The sequence below is a fragment of the Azonexus sp. genome (genome assembly GCF_049652925.1).
GTDB lineage: Bacteria > Pseudomonadota > Gammaproteobacteria > Burkholderiales > Rhodocyclaceae > Azonexus.
This window is the reverse complement of sequence record NZ_JBASFI010000012.1, coordinates 72,161-95,973: the sequence shown is the minus strand read 5'-3', so window position 1 is coordinate 95,973 and position 23,813 is coordinate 72,161. Positions and strand designations below refer to the sequence as shown.

19 protein-coding genes are annotated in these 23,813 nt (G+C 66.0%); 18 read left to right on the top strand and 1 reads right to left on the bottom strand.

The window, feature by feature from the left end; translation table 11 throughout:
• The first annotated feature begins 6 nt into the window (after positions 1 to 6).
• From WBK19_RS04600 to WBK19_RS04515, 18 genes are read left to right on the top strand one after another with little or no spacing between them, the layout of a single operon-like run.
• On the top strand, positions 7 to 531 hold the full coding sequence (locus WBK19_RS04600; protein WP_511287384.1) for a phage tail protein: 525 nt from the start codon (positions 7 to 9) through the stop codon (positions 529 to 531).
• Positions 532 to 552: 21 nt separating this feature from the next.
• Positions 553 to 1,296: a hypothetical protein gene (locus WBK19_RS04595; RefSeq protein WP_511287382.1), complete on the top strand. Its 744-nt coding sequence runs from the start codon at positions 553 to 555 to the stop codon at positions 1,294 to 1,296.
• A gap of 7 nt (positions 1,297 to 1,303) precedes the next feature.
• Positions 1,304 to 2,107, top strand: a complete 804-nt coding sequence (locus WBK19_RS04590; protein ID WP_511287380.1) for a hypothetical protein — start codon at positions 1,304 to 1,306, stop codon at positions 2,105 to 2,107.
• Entirely contained in the window at positions 2,104 to 3,396 is a 1,293-nt protein-coding gene (locus WBK19_RS04585; protein WP_511287378.1) for a Pvc16 family protein, read from the top strand. The genes WBK19_RS04590 and WBK19_RS04585 overlap by 4 nt, the downstream gene beginning before the upstream one ends.
• The gene (locus tag WBK19_RS04580) at positions 3,393 to 5,378 is read left to right on the top strand and encodes an ATP-binding protein (protein ID WP_511287376.1); all 1,986 of its coding nucleotides are present in this window, start codon (positions 3,393 to 3,395) and stop codon (positions 5,376 to 5,378) included. The genes WBK19_RS04585 and WBK19_RS04580 overlap by 4 nt, the downstream gene beginning before the upstream one ends.
• Positions 5,375 to 5,623, top strand: coding sequence for a hypothetical protein (locus WBK19_RS04575; RefSeq protein WP_511287374.1), 249 nt, complete (start codon positions 5,375 to 5,377; stop codon positions 5,621 to 5,623). The genes WBK19_RS04580 and WBK19_RS04575 overlap by 4 nt, the downstream gene beginning before the upstream one ends.
• The gene (locus WBK19_RS04570; protein ID WP_511287372.1) at positions 5,620 to 7,527 is read left to right on the top strand and encodes an eCIS core domain-containing protein; all 1,908 of its coding nucleotides are present in this window, start codon (positions 5,620 to 5,622) and stop codon (positions 7,525 to 7,527) included. The genes WBK19_RS04575 and WBK19_RS04570 overlap by 4 nt, the downstream gene beginning before the upstream one ends.
• Complete coding sequence (locus tag WBK19_RS04565) at positions 7,524 to 9,347, top strand: eCIS core domain-containing protein (protein ID WP_511287370.1); 1,824 nt, start codon at positions 7,524 to 7,526, stop codon at positions 9,345 to 9,347. Before WBK19_RS04570 ends, WBK19_RS04565 begins: the two co-directional genes overlap by 4 nt.
• Positions 9,344 to 9,997 (top strand): CIS tube protein, encoded by a 654-nt coding sequence (locus WBK19_RS04560; RefSeq protein WP_511287368.1) that lies wholly within the window; start codon positions 9,344 to 9,346, stop codon positions 9,995 to 9,997. The genes WBK19_RS04565 and WBK19_RS04560 overlap by 4 nt, the downstream gene beginning before the upstream one ends.
• Positions 9,994 to 10,311, top strand: coding sequence for a LysM domain-containing protein (locus WBK19_RS04555; protein WP_511287366.1), 318 nt, complete (start codon positions 9,994 to 9,996; stop codon positions 10,309 to 10,311). The genes WBK19_RS04560 and WBK19_RS04555 overlap by 4 nt, the downstream gene beginning before the upstream one ends.
• The gene (locus WBK19_RS04550) at positions 10,304 to 11,431 is read left to right on the top strand and encodes a hypothetical protein (protein WP_511287364.1); all 1,128 of its coding nucleotides are present in this window, start codon (positions 10,304 to 10,306) and stop codon (positions 11,429 to 11,431) included. The genes WBK19_RS04555 and WBK19_RS04550 overlap by 8 nt, the downstream gene beginning before the upstream one ends.
• Complete coding sequence (locus WBK19_RS04545) at positions 11,428 to 11,943, top strand: phage baseplate assembly protein V (protein WP_511287362.1); 516 nt, start codon at positions 11,428 to 11,430, stop codon at positions 11,941 to 11,943. Before WBK19_RS04550 ends, WBK19_RS04545 begins: the two co-directional genes overlap by 4 nt.
• 20 nt (positions 11,944 to 11,963) lie before the next feature.
• Positions 11,964 to 12,287: a hypothetical protein gene (locus tag WBK19_RS04540; protein ID WP_511287360.1), complete on the top strand. Its 324-nt coding sequence runs from the start codon at positions 11,964 to 11,966 to the stop codon at positions 12,285 to 12,287.
• 1 nt (position 12,288) lies between these two features.
• On the top strand, positions 12,289 to 12,648 hold the full coding sequence (locus WBK19_RS04535; protein ID WP_511287358.1) for a GPW/gp25 family protein: 360 nt from the start codon (positions 12,289 to 12,291) through the stop codon (positions 12,646 to 12,648).
• Positions 12,645 to 15,101, top strand: coding sequence for a putative baseplate assembly protein (locus WBK19_RS04530; RefSeq protein ID WP_511287356.1), 2,457 nt, complete (start codon positions 12,645 to 12,647; stop codon positions 15,099 to 15,101). Before WBK19_RS04535 ends, WBK19_RS04530 begins: the two co-directional genes overlap by 4 nt.
• Complete coding sequence (locus WBK19_RS04525) at positions 15,098 to 18,220, top strand: putative baseplate assembly protein (RefSeq protein WP_511287354.1); 3,123 nt, start codon at positions 15,098 to 15,100, stop codon at positions 18,218 to 18,220. The genes WBK19_RS04530 and WBK19_RS04525 overlap by 4 nt, the downstream gene beginning before the upstream one ends.
• Positions 18,217 to 20,355, top strand: coding sequence for a hypothetical protein (locus tag WBK19_RS04520; protein ID WP_511287352.1), 2,139 nt, complete (start codon positions 18,217 to 18,219; stop codon positions 20,353 to 20,355). The genes WBK19_RS04525 and WBK19_RS04520 overlap by 4 nt, the downstream gene beginning before the upstream one ends.
• Positions 20,356 to 20,385: 30 nt before the next feature.
• Entirely contained in the window at positions 20,386 to 23,493 is a 3,108-nt protein-coding gene (locus WBK19_RS04515) for a DUF6519 domain-containing protein (RefSeq protein WP_511287350.1), read from the top strand.
• A gap of 55 nt (positions 23,494 to 23,548) precedes the next feature.
• On the opposite strand, the gene WBK19_RS04510 is transcribed toward WBK19_RS04515, so the two are convergent.
• Positions 23,549 to 23,662, bottom strand: coding sequence for a lipoprotein (locus WBK19_RS04510; protein ID WP_511287348.1), 114 nt, complete (start codon positions 23,660 to 23,662; stop codon positions 23,549 to 23,551).
• Between the last annotated feature and the right edge of the window lie 151 nt (positions 23,663 to 23,813).

Sequence of the window (23,813 nt, the reverse complement as noted above, 5' to 3'; positions counted from 1 at the left end):
TAGAAAATGGCCCAGTTCACCGTCAATGCCCAGCGCTTCGATCCCTACAAAAACTTCAAATTCCGCGTCAAATGGGATGGCCGCTACGTCGCCGGGATCAGCAAGGTTTCATCGCTCAAGCGGACGACCGAAGTCGTCGAGCACCGCGAAGGCGGCGATCCGTCGAGCAGCCGAAAATCGCCGGGGCGCAGCAAGTTCGAGGCGATCACGCTGGAGCGCGGCGTCACCCACGACAGCAATTTCGAACAATGGGCCAACAAGGTCTGGAACCTCGGCTCCGGCCTGGGCAGCGAGGTTTCGCTCAAGGACTTCCGCAAGGACTTGATCATCGAGGTCTATAACGAAGCCGGGCAACTGGCACTGGCCTACAAGATCTTCCGCTGCTGGGTCTCGGAATACCAGGCGCTGCCGGACCTCGACGCCAATGCCAACGCCGTGGCGATTCAACACATCAAGCTCGAAAACGAAGGCTGGGAACGCGACTACGAAGTCGCCGAGCCGGCTGAGCCGAGCTTTGTCGAGCCGGGCTAATTACGCGAATGGAACCGCGCCATGCGCCCGTTAAGTGCTGCTCAAGTTCTCGCCCTGTGGGACGCCGGACAGACACGCCATCCGATTGACCGCGCCCTGCTGGCACTGGCCCTCGCCATGCCGGAAGAAGCGCCCGACGAACTGGCCGACCGCCCGGTCGGCTGGCGCGAAGTCAATCTGCTCGCCCTGCGCAACGCCACCTTCGGCAGTGGGCTGGACGGCTACGCGCCTTGCCCGTCGTGTGGCGCGCTCATGGAATTCGGGCTGGATGGCGCCGCTCTGCTTGACAGACTTCCTGCGCCCGACAACAAAGCGCGCATCACACTCGATGGCCAGCAATGGCGGCTGCCGAGCAGTCGCGATCAGGCCGCGATCCTCGCCGCGCCGGACCCGGAAACGGCTGTCGATTGGCTGCTTGACCGTTGCCGGATCGAGGAAACCGATTCGAGCGAAGTTCCCACGGTCAACCGGAAAAAAGGCCAAAAATTGAAATGCTCCCCGGCGCTGATCAATAACCTCGAATCGCACATGGAAGCACTCGACCCGGCCGCCGACATCCGTCTCGGCATGCGCTGCACCGATTGCGGGCACACCTGGGACGCCGTGCTCGATATCGGCGCCTGTTTCTGGGACGAACTCGGCAGCCGCGCCCACCAATTGCTCGAAGCCGTCCATCGGCTGGCCGGCGCCTACGGCTGGCGGGAGGCCGAAATTCTGGCCCTCAGCCCGGCCCGTCGTGCGGCTTACCTGAACATGATCGGCTGAGGCGACCATGAGCGGCTTCCTCCATCAATTCGCCACCCGCAGCCTGGGCCTCGCCCCGCAGATCAAGCCGCGCGCCGCGCTGCCCTACGCCGCACCGACGGTTGAATTTTCTCCGGTTGAAATAGCCGGCCCCGCAAGCACGCCAACCATCGAGCGCCCCGAATTCGCGCCGGTACACACGGCCCGTCACCATGAACAGGCAACGGACAACGCCCTGCCGGCGCCCATCGTCGCCAGTAATCGAGAGCCCGCCACGCCCGTCGAACAGCAAACCGCGACGCCAAGCGCCAGCCAACCGCCGCGCATCTCCGCCCAGCCCTTGCCCGCCAAACCGCCGCACGAAATATTGCACAACAGCCTGGCCCTGCCACCGGCCATCGTCACAAGCCCGGTCGCGGCCGAACCAAAATATGTTGGCCGACAATCCGCCACGGCGCCAGAAACCCGCCCAGCCGAAAACGCCCAGCCAGCTTTCCCCGACCTCGAATCCCTGGTCACCCGCCTGCTTGGCGACAACCAAAGCCCTCCCGAAAAATCGCCTGAATCCACCGCGCCGCCCACCGTCATCACAGCGCGCCAAGCCAACCAGCACCCGGCCAAAATCACCACGATCCGCCCGCAACCCGGCGCGCAACGCCAAAGCCCCGCCCCGGAAGCCGACAGCGCGCCCGAAGTCCACATCACTATCGGCCGCCTCGAAGTCAATCCGCCCAGCCGCCCGGCGCCTGCTGCCCAGCCGCCATGCCCACGCGGCCCGGCGCCGCTGTCGCTGTCCGACTACCTGGCCCGCCGCAACGGAGGCCGCTCATGAGCAATGCCCTGGCCATCGCCGGCGTCACCGCCGTCATCAAGGACCTGCTCGACTCCGGGATGATCGACCAAGCGATCAGCGACACGCTCGGTGCCGGCGTCCTGGTCACCAGCATGGCCCCGGATACGGTCTCGCTCGACAACGCCGACTCGCCCCAGCTCAATCTCTTTCTCCATCAGGTCACGCCCAATGTCGCCTGGCGCAACGCTGCGCTCCCATCAATGGACGCCGCCGGCAACCGCATCACCAATCCGCCCCTCGCTCTCGATCTGCACTACCTGCTGACCGCCTACGGCCGGGCTGAATTGCAGGCCGAAGTGCTGCTCGGCTACGCCCTGCAACTGCTGCACGAAACCCCCGTGCTGCCGCGCAACGCGATTCGCCGGGCGCTCGTCCCGACCGTACTCGACGGCGCCATCCTGCCGACGGTATTCCAAAGCCTGCGCGGCGCCGATCTGGCCGAACAGATCGAACTCCTCAAGATCACCCCGTCCGCCCTCGGCAGCGAAGAAATGTCCCGCCTGTGGTCGGCCATCCAGGCGCGCTATCGGCCGACCGCCGCCTTTCAGGTCTCGGTCGTCCTGATCGAGTCGCGCAAGTCGGCGCGCAGTCCACTGCCCGTCCTCAGCCGCGGCGAAACCGACCCGGTCTCGAACCGCGACCGTGGCGTACTCGCCTTCAGCGGCCTCATCCCGCCGCTGCCGACACTCGAAGCCGTCGTTCCAGCCGGCCGCCAGCCGGTCGCCGTCCCGGGCGGCGAAGTCACGCTCGAAGGTCACCATCTCGATGGCATTGATCGCCAAATCACCTTCAGCCTGGCCGCCTTCCAGATCAGCCGCAGCCTGCCCGTCACCAGCGGCGGCCCCAACAAGCTCAGCTTCATCGTCCCCAACGACCTGCCAGTCGGCCTCTATCGCGTCGAACTGTCGGTGCAGCGGCTCGACGAAGCCAATCCCCGGCGCAGCAACCAGTTGCCGCTGGCCCTCGCCCCGGAGCCCGTGCTGCCGCCGGTCACCGCGGTCCGCAATGTCGACGCCGTAACCCTCGTCCTCGACGTCGCGCCGCCCATCCGCCCCGGCCAGATCGCGTCCCTGATCCTCGGCGAACGCGAAATTGCCGCCGAGCAAATCACCGCCGAAGCGAGCCAACTGACCTTCAAGATCGCCGACGCACCACCGGCCGGCAGCACCCATCTGGCCCGCCTGCGCGTCGACGGCTTCGACAGCCCGATCATTGACCGCATGGCGACACCCGTCGCCTACCTCGACCGCCGGATCACCCTGCCATGAACGCCCCGCTCGCCCAGGACTGGACCATCGCCAACCAGCAACTGCTGGTCGCCGAGTTCGCCCGGCTCAAGGAGCGGCTTCCACGGTCAACCGGAAATAATGCCCAAAATCAAAATGCCGAAACCGGCGCCGCCCTCGCCGACGCCCGCCAACTGCTCAACACCGAAAGCGCCATCGACTGGCTGACTACCGCCTTCGGCCTCTCCGGCTTCGAGCGTGACATCCTGCTGCTCTGCGCCGGCGCCGAAATGGACGCTGACCTCGCCCGCGCCTGCGCCCTTGCCCACGGCGACGCGAGTCGACCCTGGGCCACCTTCGGCCTCGCCCTTGCGGCACTCGAATCGCCCCACTGGAGCGCCCTGACGCCGCAACGCCCGCTCCGTCGCTGGCGCCTCATCGACATCGACAACCACGCCGGCCTCGCCGCGGGCCGCCTGCGTATCGACGAACGCGTGCTGCACTTCCTCGTCGGCATCAACGAACTCGACGCACGCCTCGCCCATCTGCTCCGCCCGGCCGTTGTCCTGCCCCGGCAGGCGGGCAGCCACGCGGCCACGACAAAAGCCGCGCTTGCGGCATTCGACACCGGGCGCGAAGGTGCCGGGCAATGGCCAGTCATCGTCCTTGAAGGCGACGACCCGACCGCCCACGAAGACATCGCAACGCGCTGCGCCGATGCCCTCGGCCTGAGTTGCCTGGCCATCCAGGCCGAAGACATCCCGCTCGCCGCCGAAGAACGCGCCGCCCTGGTCACCCTCTGGCAGCGCGAAGCCACGCTGCTCGGCGCTGCCCTGCTTGTCGTCATCGGCGATCCAGTCTCCGCTGCCGGCGAAGCGGCCCGCGCCCTCATCGAACGGGCCGGCGGCCTGTGCCTGGTAGCCTGCCCAAGCGCCCCGGCGCTGCTCATCCAAAACCTGCGTTTCCCGGTCAACAAGCCGGATGGAGCGGATCGCCGGCAACTGTGGATCGACACCCTCGGCCCCAGCGGCGCCCACCACGCCGGGCCGGAACTCGACCGCGCCGCCAGCCATTTCCGCCTCGGCAGCCGGGCCGTCCAGAGCATCGCCAAGACCCTGCAAATCAGCCTAACCATGCCCGCCGCCAGCGCAAAAGCCAGCACCGCGGCGCCCGGTCCACTGTGGAACGGCTGCCGCCAGGAAAGCCGTGGCGGCCTCGACAATCTTGCCCAACGCCTCGAAACGACGGCCCACTGGGACAGCCTCGTCCTGCCCGAAGCCCAGCTCGCCGTTCTGCGCCAGATCGCCGCACACCTGCGCCAGCGCTTTAAGGTCCAGGAAGAATGGGGCTTTGCCGCCCAGGGCAGTCGCGGCCTCGGCCTCGCCACGCTGTTCGCCGGCGAGAGCGGCACCGGCAAGACGCTCGCCGCCGAGGTGCTGGCCCACACCCTGCAACTCGACCTCTACCGTATCGACCTCTCGGCCGTGGTCAGCAAATACATCGGCGAAACCGAGAAGAACCTGCGCGTGGTTTTCGACGAAGCTGAAAATTCCGGCGCCGTCCTGCTCTTCGACGAAGCCGACGCCCTGTTCGGCAAGCGCACCGAGGTCAAGGACAGCCATGACCGCTACGCCAACATCGAGGTCAGCTACCTGCTGCAACGTATGGAGGCCTATCACGGCCTCGCCGTGCTCACCACCAATCTCAAATCGAGCCTCGATACCGCCTTCCTGCGCCGGCTGCGCTTCGTCGTCCAGTTTCCCTTCCCCGATCAGGAGCAGCGCCTCGCCCTGTGGCAGCGTGCCTTCCCGGCCGCCACGCCAACCCGCGACCTCGATCTCGACAAGCTCTCCCGCCTCTCGATGACCGGCGGCAGCATCCGCAACATCGCCCTCAACGCCGCCTTCCTCGCCGCCGACGCTGGCGAACCGGTGGGCATGAGCCACTTGCTGACGGCCGCCCACGCCGAAGCATCCAAACGTGAACGGCCGCTGGCCGATGCCGAAACGCGAGGCTGGGCATGAAAAAAATCCACCTCCACATCGAGCACCTGAGCCTGCCCGGCTACACCCCGGCCGAACGTCGCGCCTTTGTCACGGCCCTGGAGCGCGAACTCGCCGCCAGCGGCTTGGCCGGCAATACATCCTTGCCGCGCCAAGCCAACCACGAGTCGCTGCGCGTCAGTACGCCTGACCTGCAACCCCGGACTGTTGCCCGAAACGCCGTGGCTGGCATGATCCCCGGCCGGAAAGTCGGTGGCCGGACATGAAACAATTCAGCCAGGGACTACCTAAAATGGCCGACTTGCCCAGCCACCCGGCCCCGGAACGGCATGGCCGCGAGACCCAGGCAGACCGGCGCGCCGCCAACGCGCTCAGCAGCGGCATGCTCCGCGGAACCCTTTCTGCACCTCAGCGCAGCTTGCCGAACTGGCAATCGGCTGGCAACCCACTCCCGGAACAGGGCGGATATAGCCTTTCGCCGAGCCTTCGCGCCCCGTTCGAACAAGGTTTCGGCCATGACTTTTCCCAGGTCCGCATCTTCCCGGCCGGCGAAACGGCCGAGGCGGTGCGCAAAACCGGCAGCCGCGCCATCACCTGCGGTCCCCGCATTGCCCTCGCTCCCGGCCAGTGGGCGCCGGAAACGCCGACCGGCCGCGCCCTGCTCGCCCACGAACTGGCCCACGTCACGCAGCAGGCCGGCGAAGGCGTGACGCGGCTCGATCAAAAAACGCTGGACGAAGAGATCGACGAAGAACTCACAGCCAAGGCCAGCAATCCGAAAACGCTCGACCCGACGCATCGCGAATACGCCAAAACGCTGCAAGGCCACGGTTTCGACATCACCCACAACAAGGCCATGGAGTTGCTGCCGGAACCGAAAGACCCGAAAGCCAAGGCGGCCTGGAAGCGCCAGTTCCAGAAGATCGACAAGCTGGCCGGCCGCATCCTCGACCAGAGCGGCCCAAAGGTCGAACAGAAGGAAGATCGTGCCCAGATGATGGCTACCGACCTGGCCACCGCCGGTTTCATCAACGAAGCCATGGCCCTGGCCCCCAAGATCACCGACCCGGAACTGCGCAAATTCATCCATCAGGCCGTGCTCGGCCATCCCGCCAAGGTGACGGAAGCCCAGGTCACGACCATCGCCCAGGATCAGGCGACCAATGCCAAGGACCTGTCCGACCACGACCTGTTCACCCGCCTGACCACCGATCAGGGCGGCTTTGCCATGGACCTCGGCAGCGCCAAGGTCAACGCGGCGCTCAAGGTCGTCGTCAAGACCTATCCGACGGCGTCCGACCTGCCGCAAAAACTTGCGCAGATCCTCTTCTTCCACCCCGGCAGCCGCGCCGCCTTCACCACCTGGATGCTGGCCGAGAAACGCAGCGCCCTGCTCAAACAGGTCTCCGACCAGGCTTATTTCGTCGAAGATGCCAACATCCAGGCCGGTGGCAAAACCCTGCACCCGGACGCCGCGACGCTCGGCTGGGCCATCGGCAACAAGCAGCGGATCACCGTCGACGACGTGATCGCCCTCTCCGCCAAGGCCGGCACCCCGCTCAAGGCGCCTGCCGCCAACGATATCGCCACGCTCAAGACCTGGCTGGAACTGAACACCGAAAAGATCGGCCAGGCCGTCGCCAAGCAGAACCCCGGCAAACCGGAGGTGGCCGAAGCGATGTACACGCAGATCGTCGAAGCCTTCACCTGGCACGTCCCGGCCGAATCCACAGAAGACGTCAAGCCGGACAAGAGCGGACACATCACCAAGCTCAGCGCGGCCGGACCGCAGAACAGCCAGCTCAAGGTCGACTGCGATGTATTGGCCACCTACGGCGTGCGCCTGCTGGTCGCCAGCGGCTACACCCCAATCGGCTACATGGCGGTCAAACCGACCGATCCCGACCGCGCGCCGCACGCCATGGCCCTGCTCCAGCACGGCAAGGACTTCCACGCCATATCCAACAACGCAACCATGAAACTGGCTGCCACCAAGAAAGCCGATGCCCTCAAGGAAGTCCGCGACTTCGGTCTCGGCGAAGCCTACGACCCGGACCGTCCGCTGACCGGCTACGGCATCTATTACCAGGACTGCGACGCCAAAGGCACGCTGCCCGACGCCGTTCTCAACCAGGACAGCGCGGCCCGCGATGGAGGGCTGAGCAAATGAGCCAGTTCGCCCGTCCTATTCTGGCACCCATCGTGGCACCCGAGAGCCCGGCCAAGGGCGTCGTCACACCGACCCGCCCTGGGCTGCAAGCCGCCAAGGCGTCGCTGAGCAGACGCCCGGTGCCAGCCCCCGTCCTTTCCGGCGGCCAACCCTTGCCAGCCGCGCTGCGCCAGGAGTTCGAGCCCTTCTTCGGCCACGATCTGTCGCGCGTCCGCATCCATGCCGACGCGCCGGCCCGCCAGGAGGCGACGTATCTCGCCGCCGACGCCTTCGCCATCGGCCACGACATCGGCTTTGCCGCCGACCGCTACCGGCCGGACACTGTCGGCGGACGGCGCTTGCTGGCGCACGAACTGGCGCATGTGGTACAGCAAGGGTCATTGGACCCTGAATCCGGAAGCCTGCCAGGAATACTGCCGCTGCGCGCCGAACAGGAGGCCGACTCGGCGGCTATGGCATTCATGCGCGGCCAATCTATTCCCGCCATTTCCCCATTCCGTCCCGGCCTTGGGTGCGCCCCGGTGAAAACCAATGGTGGAGAGTTCGACACGGTCGTTTACGCCCCGACCAACGTTCCGCCCAAGAAAGGCGGTACCGTCGGCAAGCGGGTGGGGGCCGAAATCAAACTGCGCTTTACGCCGAATACGCTGGTCGAAGCCGATCTGATCGGGACGACCCAGACTGTGCGGAACCTCAGGAACACGAAAGCGGGCGGCACCATCGACAAGGATAACTCTCCCACCGCACACGTCGCGGCCCGTTCCTTGGGAAAAGGCGAAAGCGACCCAGGGCGCCACATCGACCAGACCGACATGGGTACAGGAAAGAAGACGGCGGCACCCAATACCAGCCCGCTCTACGCGACGAACGCCCAGCAAGGCGCGATTCCAAAGACGCTGACAGAAGGCGTGCCGGACCCCGAAACCGCCGGCGCGGACGCCGGTTACGGCAAGGCCACGTTCGGCGAACACGGCTTCCGGAAAAAGAAACCCGACGGCAGCTTCGAGGTGAAAGACGCCACGCTGTGGGACAGTCCGGCCAGCACGATCAGCTTCAGCAAGCAGGAAATTGCGATGGACTTCGAGACCTCTGCGCTGGTTCTTTCCGGCCCGATGGCCAACACCTACCTCGGCTCGGTGCAATGGGGCTGGAAGTGCGACGCCGCAGGAACGGCGACCGTTACTCCGCCGGCGATCCGACTGATTTCGCCCGGTCTGCCAAGCGGCGCCTTCGTCGACGCATCGAAAAAGTGGAATGCCGCCAAAACGGTGAAAGACCCGAAGAGCAAGAAGACGCTGGACACCGTCGACCTGCCTCTGCCGACCAGCGCCACCGAGACCAGCAACAAGCCGGCCGTGGAGCGCAGCACCGGCGAATTGCTGGTGTCTCTCGGTGCCGTCAATTCCACGCTGACAACTGCCACAGACGTGGACAGGAACGCCAAAACCCTCGAAAAGCGGGCCATCGAACAGGCCCTGGCCGGTCGCCAAACGATTGTCTATGTCAACGTCAAAAAGACCGAAGACTGGACCGGCGCCGACGAGGTCTACGCCCTGCTCAAGAGTGGCAGCAAACAGGCCAAAACCCCCGTCAAGAGCCTCAATGACGGCCAGTCCGGCAGCTTTGCCCTGCCCCTGCCCAGCCTGATGCCGGTTAACGGGCCTATCTCGGTCCAGATCTATGACGAGGACACCGGCACCTTCTTCGATCAGGACGACCTGATCGTCTACATGTTCTGGCAGCCGCCCTACGGCGCCATCCGCAACACCCGCTCGCGTGACGAAGCGGATTACGACGTAGTCGTGAGGTTCAACAAATGAGCGGTCCCTTTTCCTCCGGCTTGCTGCGCGGCGGCCTGATCCTGATCGACCCGTCCAGCGGCGCCGTGCAGCGGGTCATTTCGCTGCAGTACAACCCGGAAACGCTGACCCGAACGCTGCAAGCGCAGGCCACCGAATCGGGCGGACCATTTTCCGAACCCTTGCGCCTGAAAGGGCCGCCGACCGAAACCTTCAAGCTCGAAGCCGAAATCGACGCCACCGATCAACTCGAATTCCCCGATCAGCATCCGAAAACGGTTTCCTCCGGCATCCATCCGCAACTGGCGGCGCTGGAAACCATCGTCTATCCGGACAGCGACACGCTGATCCAGAACAACACGCTGCTCAGCCTCGGCACGCTGGAAATCGCCCCGACGGTGGCCCCGCTGACCCTCTTCGTGTGGAGCAAGGAACGTGTCGTACCGGTGCGTATCACCGATTTTTCGATTACCGAAGAGGCTTTCGACAGCGCGCTCAACCCCATCCGCGCCAAGGTCTCACTGAGTCTCAAAGTCCTCCACGTTGGCGACCTCGGTTTCAACGACAAGGGCGGCCATCTTTATATGGTTTATCAACAGCGCAAGGAACGTCTGGCGGCCGATGCCGGCCTCGGCAGCCTGGCCTCGCTGGGATTGAGTGGACTGCCATGAGCATCGAACGTTTCCCGCCCAACAGCCGCTACAACGGCGTACCAACGGCCGAACTCACCGCCCCGGACGGCGAAAAGATCGTCTATCTGCGCCGCCGCTTCATCCCCGACCCGGCGACGTTGGTCACTGTCGGCGAAGTCCAGGTCCAGGGCGGCGACCGTCTCGACCGGCTGGCCGCGACTAATCTCGGCGACCCTATCCAGTACTGGCGCATCGCCGACGGCAACGGCGCCCAGGTGCCGAGCGATCTGGAACATCCCGGCGACACGCTGCGCCTGACCCTGCCGGCCGGCCTCGGAGGCGGCGGTGCTTAAGGGTATTCACCTGACGCTGCTGGTCGGCCCGGGCGTTCCGATTCCGGCCCCGAAGCCGTTGATGGACGCACTGGAAAGCATCGAGGTCACGTCGTCGGCCGATACGCCGAGCGGCTTCCAGCTCAGTTTCGTCGTCGACAACCGCTCGCCGCTGCACACGCTGCTGCTCGTTGCCGGCGGCCAGGTGCCGTGGCTGCGCGTCATCCTCGTTGCCACCATGAACAGCCTGCCGACCGTGCTCATGGACGGCCTGATCACCCGCCAGGAAATCACCGGTGCCAACGAACCCGGCCAGAGCCGGCTGACCATCACCGGCGAAGACCTGACGGTCGCGATGGACAAGCAGGACATGAGCGGCATGCCCTATCCGGCTATGCCGCCGGCCGCCCGCGTCGCCCTGATCGTCGCCCGCTACGGCCTGTACGGCATGCTGCCGATCATCATCCCGTCACTGTTCGAGGACATCCCGATCCCGGTCGAGCGCATTCCGACCCACGAAGGCACCGACCTCGCTTACGTCCGCGCGCTGGCCAGGGAAGCCGGCCACGTCTTCTACATCGAACCCGGCCCGCTGCCCGGCGCCAATGTCGCCTACTGGGGCCCGGAAATCCGCCTCGGCATGGTCCAGCCGGCGCTCAATCTGGGCATGGACGTGCACAGCAATGTCGAAGCGCTGTCCTTCGCGGTTAACCAGTCGGGGGCTGAACTTCCCATCGTCTTCATCCAGAACCCGATCACCAAATTTCCGATTCCGCTACCCATCCCCGACGTCAGCCTGGCCAACCCGCCGCTCGGCCTGATTCCGCCAATGCCCAAGAGCATCAAGCTGATGAAGGAAACCGCCAAGCTGTCGCCCATCGCGGCGCTCGGCAAGGGACTGGCCGCGGCCGCCGGTTCCTCGGCCGATGCCGTAACCGGCGACGGCAGCCTCGACGTGCTGCGCTACGGCCACGTCCTGAAAGCCCGCCAACTGGTCGGCGTGCGCGGCGCCGGGCTGTCCTTCGACGGCCTTTATTACGTCAAGAAAGTCAGCAGCAAGCTCAAGGCCGGTGAATTCAAGCAGAGCTTTTCACTGGCCCGTAACGGCCTGATCTCAACCCTTCCACTGGTGCCGGCATGAGTGAAAAAACGCGCCATTACGGCAAATATCGCGGGGTCGTCCTCAACAACATCGACCCCATGCAGATGGGCCGCATCCAGGTCCAGGTGCCCGATGTGCTCGGCCCGATGCTGTCATCGTGGGCCATGCCCTGTGTGCCCTTCGCCGGCATCCAGAGCGGCGTCTTCGTCCAGCCGCAGATCGGCGCCGGGGTCTGGGTCGAGTTCGAGCAGGGCGATGCCGATTATCCGATCTGGGTTGGTGGTTTCTGGGGTTCGGCCGCCGAAGTCCCGGCGCTGGCGCTGGCCGGCCTGCCGGTGTCGCCGAGCATCGTGCTGCAGACCGGCAACCAGAACACCCTGATGATCTCCGACCTGCCCGGCCCGACCGGCGGCATTCTGCTCAAGACGATGACCGGGGCAATGATTTCAATCAGCGAAATCGGCATCACCATTTCCAACGGCCAAGGCGCCACCATCATGCTCACCGGCCCGACGGTGAACATCAACAACGGCGCCCTGACGGTGATCTGAGAGAAAGGGACAAGACGACCATGCCCGGATTCATCCTCCACCTCGGCGCCACCGTCCTCTGTGCCCACGGCGGCCAGGCCACGCCCAGCGCGCCCAACCCGCGCGTCCTGCTCTCCGGCCAGCCGGCCACGACAATGGGCCCACCCTACATGATCGCCGGCTGCGCCATGCCGCCACCGACCGCCGGCAATGGCCCCTGCGTCACCGGCCAGTGGCTGATGGGTGCCACCCGCGTTTTGATCGGCGGCCAGCCGGCCCTGCTTCAGGCGTCGCCGTCCATCTGCACGCCGACCGGCACGCCGATGACAGTCGCCGTGACGCAAACTCGCGTGATGGGAACCTGAGATGAGCCTCCATTTCCCATTCCAGCCCGATCAGCGCGGCCGCAGCGGCGAGGCCGACAACGACGCCCATCTGCGCGACATGATCGAACAGGTGCTGTTCACCGTCCCCGGCGAACGCGTCAATCGGCCCGATTTCGGCTGCGGACTGCTGCAACTGGTCTTCGCGCCCAACAGCGACACGCTGGCCGCCGCCGTCCAGATGACGGTGCACAGCGCCCTGCAACAATGGCTGGGCGACCGCATCGTGGTCGAAGGCGTCAATGTCGAGCACGACGAAGGCACCCTTGCCGTCGACGTCCAGTACGTCGTCCGCCGCGGCCAGGAACGCCGGCTGACCCGCTTCACCAGGGGCGCCCCATGAATCGCCAGTTCCGCAGCGACAACCCGCGCCGCCTGCAACTGCTGCGCGACCAGAACCCGGTCGGCAAGAACGGCATCGATTTCGTCGAGATCACCTCGCTCGACCAGCGCAGCCTGCGCGTCGTCTGCGTCCATCCGGTCAGCGGCATCAGCTGCGCCAATGTCCATATCGACGGCGGAGTACGGGTTACCGGCATAAAACTGGCTGCCGAACCGGTCATCAACGGCCGGGAAATCCGCCTCAAGGTCGAACAGGCTGGCGATTTCTCGTGGTACACCTTGAGCCTGATCGACCCGGCCGACGCCGAAGCACCGGCCCCCGGCTTCGACATCTGCCTGTCCACCATCCGCATCAATTTCAAGGCAGGCTGCCCCTCCGAATTCGACTGCGCCGACATTCAGGATTGCCCGCCGGTGACGCCGCCCGAGCCGCGCCTCGACTATCTGGCCAAGGACTATGACAGTTTCCGCCGCCTCATGCTCGACCGCATGTCGCAACTGGTGCCCGGCTTTGCCGAACGCAGCCCGGCCGACTTCACGGTGGCTCTGGTCGAGACGCTGGCCTATGTTGGCGACCATCTTTCCTACACGCAGGATTCCGCAGCCACCGAAGCCTACCTTGGCACCGCCCGCCGCCGTACCTCGCTGCGCCGCCATGCCCGGCTGCTCGACTACCCGCTGCACGATGGCTGCAATGCCCGGGTTTTCGTGACTGCTACGGTCGACGCTGATGCCGAGGCAAAAACCATCCCGGCCGGCACCGCGCTGCTCGCCGCGGCTGGCACCGGCGACCCGGTCCGCCGCACGGACTTGCTCGACCAGTTGCCGCTGCCTGGCATCGAAGTCTTCGAAACCCTGCACGATCAGGTCCTGCACGCCGCCCACAGCGAAATCGCCATCCACGACTTTGCCGACCCGGCCTACTGCCTGCCACGCGGTACGACGGCGGCGGCCCTGGTCAACACGCCGGCCCTAGCGCTGGCCGCCGGCGACGTGCTGATCCTCGAAGAAGTCCTTAGCCCGACCACCGGCAAAGTTGCCGATCTCGATGCCAGCCATCGCCACCCGGTGCGCCTGACCGCCGTCAGCCCCGGCCACGACGACCTGACCAACACTGACCTGCTGCTCATCAACTGGCACAACGAAGATGCACTGCCCTTCCCACTCTGCGTCAGCCACGAATTCGAGATCGGCGGCGCCCTCGTCAAGCAGGCCATCGCCGTCGCCCGCGGCAATGTCGTGCTGGCCGACCACGGCCTGACCCGGCCCTGGCAAACGCTGGAACCGCCCGAGGTGGGCGATGGCGGAGCGGCGGCCCTGCGCCTGCCCTACCGGCCGCGCCTGAAGGAATCCGGCCTCGCTTTCGCCGAGCCCTACGATCACGACGTAGCGACCAACGACCAGCAGCCGCTCTCGACCAGCCGCGTCCTCACGCAGGAGCCCCGCCGGGCACGGCCTGCCGACATGATGCTGCTGGCTGACGATTCCAGCCTGTTCGGCGACCAGCCCGACCCGAATGAAACGCCGTGGACACCGGAACGCGATCTGCTCGGCAGCGAGCGTTTCGCCCGCGAATTCGTCGTCGAAACCGAAAACGATGGCAGCGCCTGGCTGCGTTTCGGCGACAACCAGTTCGGCGCCGCGCCGATCACCGGCCAACGCCTGCTCGCCCGCTACCGGCTGGGCGGCGGCCCGCAAGGCAACGTCGGTGCCGAGGCGATCAGCGCCCTGATCAGCGACGATGCCAACCTGATGCTGGGCATCCAGTCCCTGCGCAACCCCTTGCCAGCCGTCGGCGGCGCCGAGCCGGAAACGCTCGACGCCATCCGCCTAAACGCCCCGGAAGCCTTCCGTACGCAGGAGCGTGCCGTCACCACCGACGACTACGCCCGCGCCGCCGAGCGCCATCCCGATGTGCAACGGGCCGCTGCCCGCCTGCGCTGGACCGGCAGTTGGTACACCGTTTTTCTGATGCTCGACCGCCGCGCCGGCAAGCCAGTCGACGCCGCATTCAAAGCGACCATGCGCGCCTTCCTCGAACGTTTCCGGCTGGCCGGCTACGACTTCGAATTCGCCGATCCGGTGCATGTCCCGCTCGATATCCAGCTGCAGATCTGCGTCGCCAGCGGCTACTTCGCGGCCGACGTCAAAGCCGCCCTGCTCGAAGCCTTCACCGCCGGCGTCGACCGCCATGGCCGGCCCGGCTTCTTCCACCCCGACGGCTTCACCTTCGGCACGCCACTCTATTTGTCCGCCGTCGTCGCCCGGGCCATGGCCGTGGCCGGTGTCGCCTCGGTCGACATCCGCCGCTTCCAACGCTGGGGGCGCAGCGCCAAGGGCGAACTGGCGGCTGGCGTCATCACCGCCGATCAGCTCGAAGTCCTGCGCGCCGACGGCGACCTCAATTTCCCTGAAAACGGCCAGATCAGCTTCATTGTGGAGGGCGGATCATGAGCACTTCCGACAATTGCGGCTGCTGTGCCGGCGTCACGCCGCTGACGCCAGTCGATGAAATCCAGCCCCCCGGCCAACCAGCGTTGGCACTGCGCGTCGGCACCCATGGCCGCTTCCGGCAGAGCATGCTGGCCGACCTCGCCGACGAGCCCGCCCTCGAAAATCTGACCACCCGCGCCAGCGACGACCCGGCCATCGCCCTGCTCGACAGCTGGGCCGCCGTGCTTGATGTGCTGAGTTTCTACCAGGAGCGCATCGGCAACGAAAACTACCTGCGCACCGCCACCGAACGCCGCTCGGTCCTCGAACTGGCCCGCGCCATCGGCTACGAACTGCGCCCCGGCGTGGCGGCCTCGACCTGGCTCGCCTTCACACTCGAAACCGCGCCCGGCGCCCCGCTCGAAACCCGCATCGACATCGGCGCCCGGGCCCAGAGCGTGCCCGGCCAGGACGAAACGGCGCAGACCTTCGAGACGCTCGAAGCGATCGACGCCAAGGTCCGCTGGAACGCGCTGCCCGTGCTCGCCGCCGAAACCGTGTCGCCGCGCATGGGCCTGCGCACCATTTATCTGGCCGGCACCGCGACCCGGCTGCAAGCGGGCGACGCCCTGCTCATTGTCGGCGACGAACGCAGCAAAGACCCCGGAAACGAAAACTGGGATTTCCGCCGCGTCACCCGCCTGCGCGAAGTGCTGCCGGCCGACCCGAGCGACCCGAAGGACATCGGCTACACCGTCGTCACGCTCGATCGCGGCCTTGGCAAACCCTGGCATGGCGTCCATCCGGCCCGCACCAATCCGCGCTGCTACGCCCTGCGCGCCCGCGCCCACCTGTTCGGCCACAATGCCCCCGACTGGCGGGCGATGCCGGCCAACCTTCGCGCCACCTACCTGGGCATGGCCGACGACGCCAAGCCGCCGATCAGCCAGCATCCGGAATGGCCAGGCTTCACGCTGGCCGACATTTCCGATCCACCGGCCGGCAACGCCAGCGGTACCGGGCTGCTTGGCCAGTACTATCGTGGCAAGGGATTCCGCGAAGCGATCCTGAGCCGTACCGATGCCACCGTGAATTTCGACTGGAGCATCGGCAGCCCCGATCCAGCCGTGCCGGCTGACCATTTCTCGGTGCGCTGGTCCGGTTGGGTGGAAGCGCCGAGCAGCGGCCAGTTCAACTTTTTCGTTACTTCCGACGACGGCTTGCGGCTGTGGATCGATGGCGAACTCGTCATCGATTTCTGGATCGATCAGGGCTTCACCGAACGCACCGGGTCGGCCCGTCTGCAAGCCAATCACAAGCACGACATCCGGCTCGAGTATTACGAGAACGGCGGGGCTGCCGCCTGCAAACTGGAATGGTCCGGCCCCGGCGTCGCCAGAGCCGTCATCCCTGCCACCCGCCTCTATCCGCGCGATATCCATACCATTCACCTCGACGCCAGCTACCCGAAATGGCTGGCCGACGGCTGGGCCGTGATGTCCATCCCGAATTACGAAGAGGTCTATCGCATCGTCAGCACCGAGGACGACGCCCGAGCCGACTTCACCGTCTCGGCCACCGCCACCCGCCTGACGCTAAGCGGCGAAAACCTGCGCGACACCTTCAACGACCATGTCCGCAGCACGACGGCCTTCGGCCAGTCGGAGCCGCTCGACTGGGCCACCCGGCCGCTCTCCGGGTTCCTGCAAGGCCACCTGATTGACCTCGCCGGCTACGAGCCGGATCTGCCGGAGGGCCGCTGGATAGCCATCTCCGGCCTCGTTCTGGCCGATGTTCCGGCCAATGCCAAGGCACTGAGCCGGCTAAAGAAAGGCGACCCGCTGGCATCCATCCGCATCGCCCGCGACCGCAAAACCGCCGATTTCGAATTTGAGGATTTTTTCCGGTTGACCGTGGCACTCGCTCCGACCGCCGAAATCGTCCGCATCCAGCACAACGACAGCAGCAACGGCCACACCCAGCTGCTGCTCGACAGCGATCTGACGCACGCCTACCTGCCGTCCACCGTCCGCATCAACGTCAACCTTGCCCCGGCCAGCGCCGGCGACAGCAAGCAGATGCGCATTCAACCCGAGCCCCTGGGCAGCGGCGACGGCAGCCGCAGCCTGCAACGTTTCGCTCTGCGCCAGGGGCCGCTGACCTACATCACCGCAGCGACGCCGAGCGGCACGGCAAGCACGCTGGAAATCCGCGTCGATGGCCTGCTCTGGCAGGAAGCGCCGCACTTCACCGCGCCCGGCCCGACCGAGCGCGCCTACACCGTCAAGCTCGCCGAAAACGGCAGCGCCACCGTGCAGTTCGGCGACGGCGTGCACGGCACCCGCCTACCCACCGGCAGCGGCAATGTCGAAGCGCGCTATCGCGTCGGCCTCGGGACGGCCGGCAACGTCAAGGCCGAGCAGATCAGCATGCTGCTCTCCCGGCCGCCCGGCCTCAAAGCCGTCACCAACCCGGTCGCAGCCAGCGGCGGCACCAATGCCGAAGCCGGCGACGAAGCCCGGCGCAACGCCCCGCTGCGCGTCCGCACACTCGACCGCATCGTCTCGCTGCGCGACTTCGAGGATTTCGCCGCCGCCTTCACCGGCATCGGCAAGGCCCAGGCCGTCTGGCTGTGGGACGGCGAACAGCGCATGGTCCACCTGACCGTCGCCGGCACCGACGGCGCCCCGCTCGATCCGAATGCCGCGCTCTACCGCAACCTGCTCGCCGCCATCGATGGCGCCCGGCCGCCCTACCAGCCGCTGCGCGTGAGCCCCAGCCGCGACCTGCGCTTCGGCCTGACCGCCGGGCTGTGGATTGCGCCGGACTACGAAGCCGAGAAAGTTCTTGCCGCCGCCGGCAAAGTGCTCGAAACAGCCTTCGGTTTCGCCGCCCGCGCCTTTGGCCAGCCGGTTACCGGCAGCGAGGTGCTGGCTGCGCTGCAAGGCGTCGCCGGCGTCATCGGCGCCGATCTCGACAAACTGATTCAAGTCGAATCGGGACTCACCGTCCTCACCTCGAACGGCCCCGATGGCAGCATCCCGGCCCGTAGCGCCCGCTGGCAGGGCAACAGCCTGCAACCAGCCGACCTGATGCTGATCGACCCAGCGGCCGTCACCCTCACGGAGCGCACGTCATGAAACTCGACGCCGATATCCTGCTCAGCCTACTGCCCGCCTTCTACCGCGAGCGCGACGCCGAAGCGGGCGACCCGCTGCGCGCCCTGCTCGGCGTCATCGCCCGCCAGGGCGCGCTCGTCGAAGCCGATATCGAACGGCTCTACGACAACGCCTTCATCGAAACCTGCGAAGACTGGGTAGTGCCCTATATCGGCGACCTGCTCGGCGTGCGCGCCCTCTATCCGGTCGGTGGCACCGCCGCTTTCGGTCCGCGCGCACTGGTCGCCAACACCCTGCGCCTGCGCCGGCGCAAGGGCACGGCGCTCGTTCTTGAAGAACTGGCCTTCGACACCACCGGCTGGCGCGCCCGTGCCGTCGAGTTCTTCGAACGGGTATCGACTACCCAATATTTGAATCATCTGCGGCCGCATTCCCTGCGCACGCCGGATCTCCGGCAGGCACGGCCGCTTGACCGCATCGACGGCCCATTCGGCAGCGAAGCGCACACTGCAGACATCCGCGCCCTGCCGGCCGGCCGCTACAACCTGCCGAATGTCGGCCTTTTCCTCTGGCGCCTGCAAGCCTACCCGGTGCAGCGCGCCACCGCCCGCCCGGCGACGACGCGGCCTGGCTTCTACACCTTCGACCCGCTCGGCCTCGACCAGCCGCTGTTCAACCGGCCACGCACCGAGACGGACATCAGCCATCTGGCCGAACCAATCAACGTCCCGGAAGTGCTGCACTGGCGCGACCTGCACGCCGAACTCGAAGCCCGCCGACAAGCCCTGACAGACGGCGAAGACCCCGACGACCAGTATTTCGCCGAAGCCGGCGGCGGCCCGGTGCTGCGCGTCTGGATCGACGACAGCGAAGTGCCGGTCGAACACCTGGTGATCTGCGACCTCAGCCCGATTCCCACGGTGGTGCCGGAAGACTGGCGTCACCCGCCAGCCACGCTCACCGTCGCCGCCCGCAAGGCCGGCCGACCGGACATGACTTTCCCGGCCGCCGGCGGCATATTGGTCGGTATCGACCCACGGCGCGGTCGCCTGGCCCTGCCTGAAGGCGTCACCGCGACCAGTGTCGAAGTCAGCTACGCCTACGGTTTCCCCGGCGACATCGGGGCCGGCCCCTACGACCAGCGCCCCGGCCCGGGCGACAACGATCCGCTGGCTGCCCTGCCCGCAGCGGCCGATTTCGACGTCGTCATCCACATTCCCAACGCCGCGACGCCCACCCTCGCCTCGGCCTTCAACGCCCCGGCCAACCCGGCTGATGCGGTGAACCGCGTCGTCGCCGGAAAACGCACGCTGCTCGTCCTCAACACCGATGCAACCGAAGCCGTCGCGCCCGTACTCGACCTGCCCGACAGCCACCTTGCCATCCAGGCCGCACCCGGCCGGCGCCCGGTGCTGGTCGGCGACTTTTCGCTGCAAGGAAACGCCAGCACGCGGCTCAGCCTGGGCGGCCTGTTGCTCGACGGCGCCCTGAATCTGCAAGGCGCGTTGCACGCCGTCACCCTGCGCCATTGCAGCCTGGTACCGTCCAAAGGCGGTATCGCCCACACAGGAACCGGCACCGACCTCACGCTGAGCCTGTACCGCTGCCTGAGCGGCCCGCTACGCTGCAACCGGCCACTCGCCGCCGTCGCGCTGCGCGACTGCCTGATCGATGGCGAAGGCGGCAACATCGCGCTCGATGTCGATGACAGCCCGCTCACCGTCATCGCCTGCACCCTGCTCGGAACGACGGCGGCCGGCCGGCTGGAGGCCAGCAACTGCCTGTTCGACGGACTGGTCACCATCGCCCGCCGCCAGGAAGGCTGTGTCCGCTACAGCTACCTGCCGCCAAAGTCCGTGACGCCGCGCCGCCATCGCTGCCAGCCAGATCTGGTCATGACCGATTTACCTACCGCCGACGCCGCCCGCGAAGCAACGCGTGTCACGCCCGCTTTCACCAGCACCCGCTTCAACACGCCGGCCTACGGCCAGCTGACGCGAACCACCGCCCCGGAAATCCGGACCGGCTCCGACAACGGTGCCGAGATGGGTGTCTGGAACCTGCTCCAGCAACCGCAGCGCGAAGCCAATCTGGCGCTGGCGCTGGACGAATACCTGCGTTTCGGCCTCGAAACGGCCGCGATTTTCGTCAATTAGCCCCACTAGACAAAAACCGGGAGAGACACAATGAAAGCCGACCTCAGCCGCGCCACCTTCGACAAGGCCAGACGCTACCGCAGCGTGCGGATGCAACAGGGCCGCGTGCAGCTAGACGCCGATTTCAACGAGCAGCAGGACATCCTCAACCATCGTATCGAGATCGAGACGCGCGACAGCCTCGGGCCGGTTGCCGTGCCCATCGACAATCCCGGCTTCGGCCTGACGCCGGCCGGCACCGATCTGGGCATCTCGGCCGGACGCCTCTACGTCGATGGTCTGCTCTGCGAAAACACGGCCGCCACGACGGTCGCCGACCAGCCCGACCTGCCCGACACCGCTTCTCCAGTGCTGCCGGCGGGTGCTTCGCTGCTGCCACTGCCGCCCGTCGGCGTCACGGCGGCGAGCATTACCGGCGTCGTCGTCTTCAGTGCCGGCAACGCCGTGGCCCCGCCTGACGGCACCTATCTCGCCTACCTCGAAGCCTGGCAGCGCCATCTGAGCCCGCTCGATCTGCCGGTGGACGACACGAGCATGCGCGAAGTGGCGCTCGGCGGGCCCGATACCTGCACCCGTGAGAAAACCGTCTGGCAGGTCAAGCTACTGCGCGCCGGCGAACTCGATGCGCCGCTCACCTGCCTGTCGAATATTGCCGCCTGGAGCACGTTGACCGCGGCACCCGATGGCCGTCTCGCTGCCCGGGCCGAAGCCAGCATCCCACCCAAGACGCCCTGCCAGTTGCCGCCGGAAGCCGGCTACCGCTTGCTCGAAAACCATCTCTACCGCGTCGAGATTCACGACGATGCGAGCGTCACCGGCAAGGCCCGCTACAAGTGGTCGCGCGACAACGGCAGCCTGGCCAGCCGGGTCGTCCGCTGGCTCAACGACCCGATTGCCAACGAATTCGAGGTTGCCAGCATCGGCCGCGATGATGTGTTGGCCATCACCGCCGGTTGCTGGGTCGAGTTTTACGACGACACGCACGAGCTGCTCGGCCAGCCCGGCCCGCTCGTGCCGGTCATCCGCACCGAAGGCAATGTCGTCACCGTCGACCTGACCAAGCTGATCGGCCATGCCCTGGACCAGGCTATGTTCCCACGCAATCCACGTGTCCGGCGCTGGGATGGCATGGCCGAGATCAGCCCCTCGGCCATCAACTCGGCTACCGGCTGGGAGGAACTGGCGCAGGACGGCATTGAACTCAAGTTCGCGCCAGGCCGCTACCGGATTGGCGACTACTGGCTGATTCCCGCCCGCACTGCCACGGCGGCCATCGAATGGCCGCAGGAAAATGGCAAGCCGGCCTTTCTCTCGCCGGCCGGTGTTTTACGCGCTTTCGCCCGCCTGGCCCTGCTCGAATTCAAGGCTGGCGCCTGGATCCTCAAAGCGGACTGCCGCCCGCTTTTCCCCAGCCTGACCGAGCTGACCCAGCTCCATTACGTCGGCGGCGACGGCCAGAGCATCAAGACCAATCCGTCCAACACGCCGGCCCTGGTCGCGCTGCCCAGCCCGCTGCAGGTCGGCGTCGCCAACGGCCAGTTCCCGGTCGTCGGGGCGCGGGTCCGCTTCACGGCAAGCGATGGACTGTTGCCCAATGGGACGAAAATTCAGGAGGTCGATACGCTGGCTGACGGGGTTGCCAGCATCGCCTGGTCACTCGACTCCGATCCGGCCAAACCCGTCCAGCACGCCACGGCCGAGTTGCTGGTTGCCGGCCAGATCGTGGCCGGGCGTTATCTTCCGGTGCATTTCAGCGCCCAATTGGCGCTGGCTAGCGGCGTCGCCTACGACCCCACCGCTTGCCCTGACCTGGTGGCGGCCGAGGCCTACACCGTGCAGGACGCCATCGACACGCTGTGCAAGCGCCCGCTGGGTGACGGTGGTTGTTGCGTCACGGTCGGCCTGACTGGCGAATACGAGACGCTAGATGGCGCCCTGCGCGCCCTGATCACTGAAGACCGCCGCGACATCTGCATTTGCCTGCTACCCGGGAACCACCGGTTGGCCGACGACCTCAGCCTGACCGGGACGTCACGCCACCACATCTGCATCCACGGCGCCGGCCCGGCCAGCCGACTGGTCCTCAAGCAGCAAGAGTTCAAGTTCGACGCCTTCGGGTCGCTGAGTTTGAAGGACTTCACCCTGGTGAACTGGGGGAGCGAAAGCAATTTCACCTTCCTGAAATGCCACAACATCAACTTCAGCCATGTGGAGTTCTTTGGTACATCAACGACCGGCAACAGCTTGCTGCAAATTGCCGGTAGCGCGCGTCTACTGATTGAAGACTGTACCGTTTTCGCCCTTGCTACAGAGAACAACAACGAAAAACTGGATTTCGTTCTCCAGCGCGTCCCCAGCCTCGCCGCGAACAGGAATGCCTTCGGCCCCACCGCCATTCTTGATGGCAGCCTGAACGAGGCCTCCGAAGCCATCGCCGCCCTCAGCGCGGCAGACCGCAAGAAAATGGCGGCCGAGATCAGCACCCTCCTGCGCAGCAATGACCTGGTGAACCTCAGTAGCCGCGAACAGACCAGCCTCAACAACCTGCGCGTCGTCGTCAGCCGGAATTCAACGGCGGCCGGCCTGAGCAAGGCCCTCGATCAACTCGCCGACGCCCTGCGTGCCGCCACCCCGGCCTTTGCGCTGGCGCTCGACGACACCGATGATGCCAGCCTGATCAACAACCGGGTGCGTGGCCGGATCACACTGTTCGGCGAGTCCGACGACTTGCCCGACATCAACACCGACCAGTTGCAACGCCTGAGCGCGGCACTCAAGGCAGGGGCCGTGACTTTCGATGACAGCGGCACTCTGGTCGTTGAACGAAACGAGCTTCAGGGCCTGCGGATCAGCGGCAAAGCCTGGGCCAAGGTGATCGACAGCGCCCAGGGAAGCATCCCTGTCTGGCACAACCTGCAGGTCACCAACAATCGCATCGACAGCGAGGAAGATCACTATCCGGGATTCAATTGTGCCTTCAACGGCAACACGCTGGAACCGCAAGGCAACGTCGGGCTACTGCTGGCCAGGCAGGCCAAGGTCATCGGCAATTTCGCCGACAACGATTTCAAACTTTTCGTTGGTGGTGCCAATCCGGAGAGTTTCGGCAACGGCGGCTTGAATGTGGTGCCGATTTAAAGCGCATTGTGCAATGGCCAGCCCGTCAAGGCTGGCCATTTGACGACTTTTCCACTTACCGGCGGTGGCCGTAATGGCCATGGTGACCGTGGTGGCCAACCGGGACGAATATCGGGAAGCAGCCGCTGAGCGTAATCGCAACAAGCAGGCCGGCAATAATTCTTTTCATCACTTATCTCCTTTGGTGGGGTAGTAAGTGAATAACGCAGGACGGCTGCAAGGAACCGACGTCGTTTTGTTACGACTTGTAAGCGTCCGGCCAGGATTTCAATTTTGGGCGTTTTTCCCGGTTGACCGTGGAAGCCGACCGGCGGGCAAAA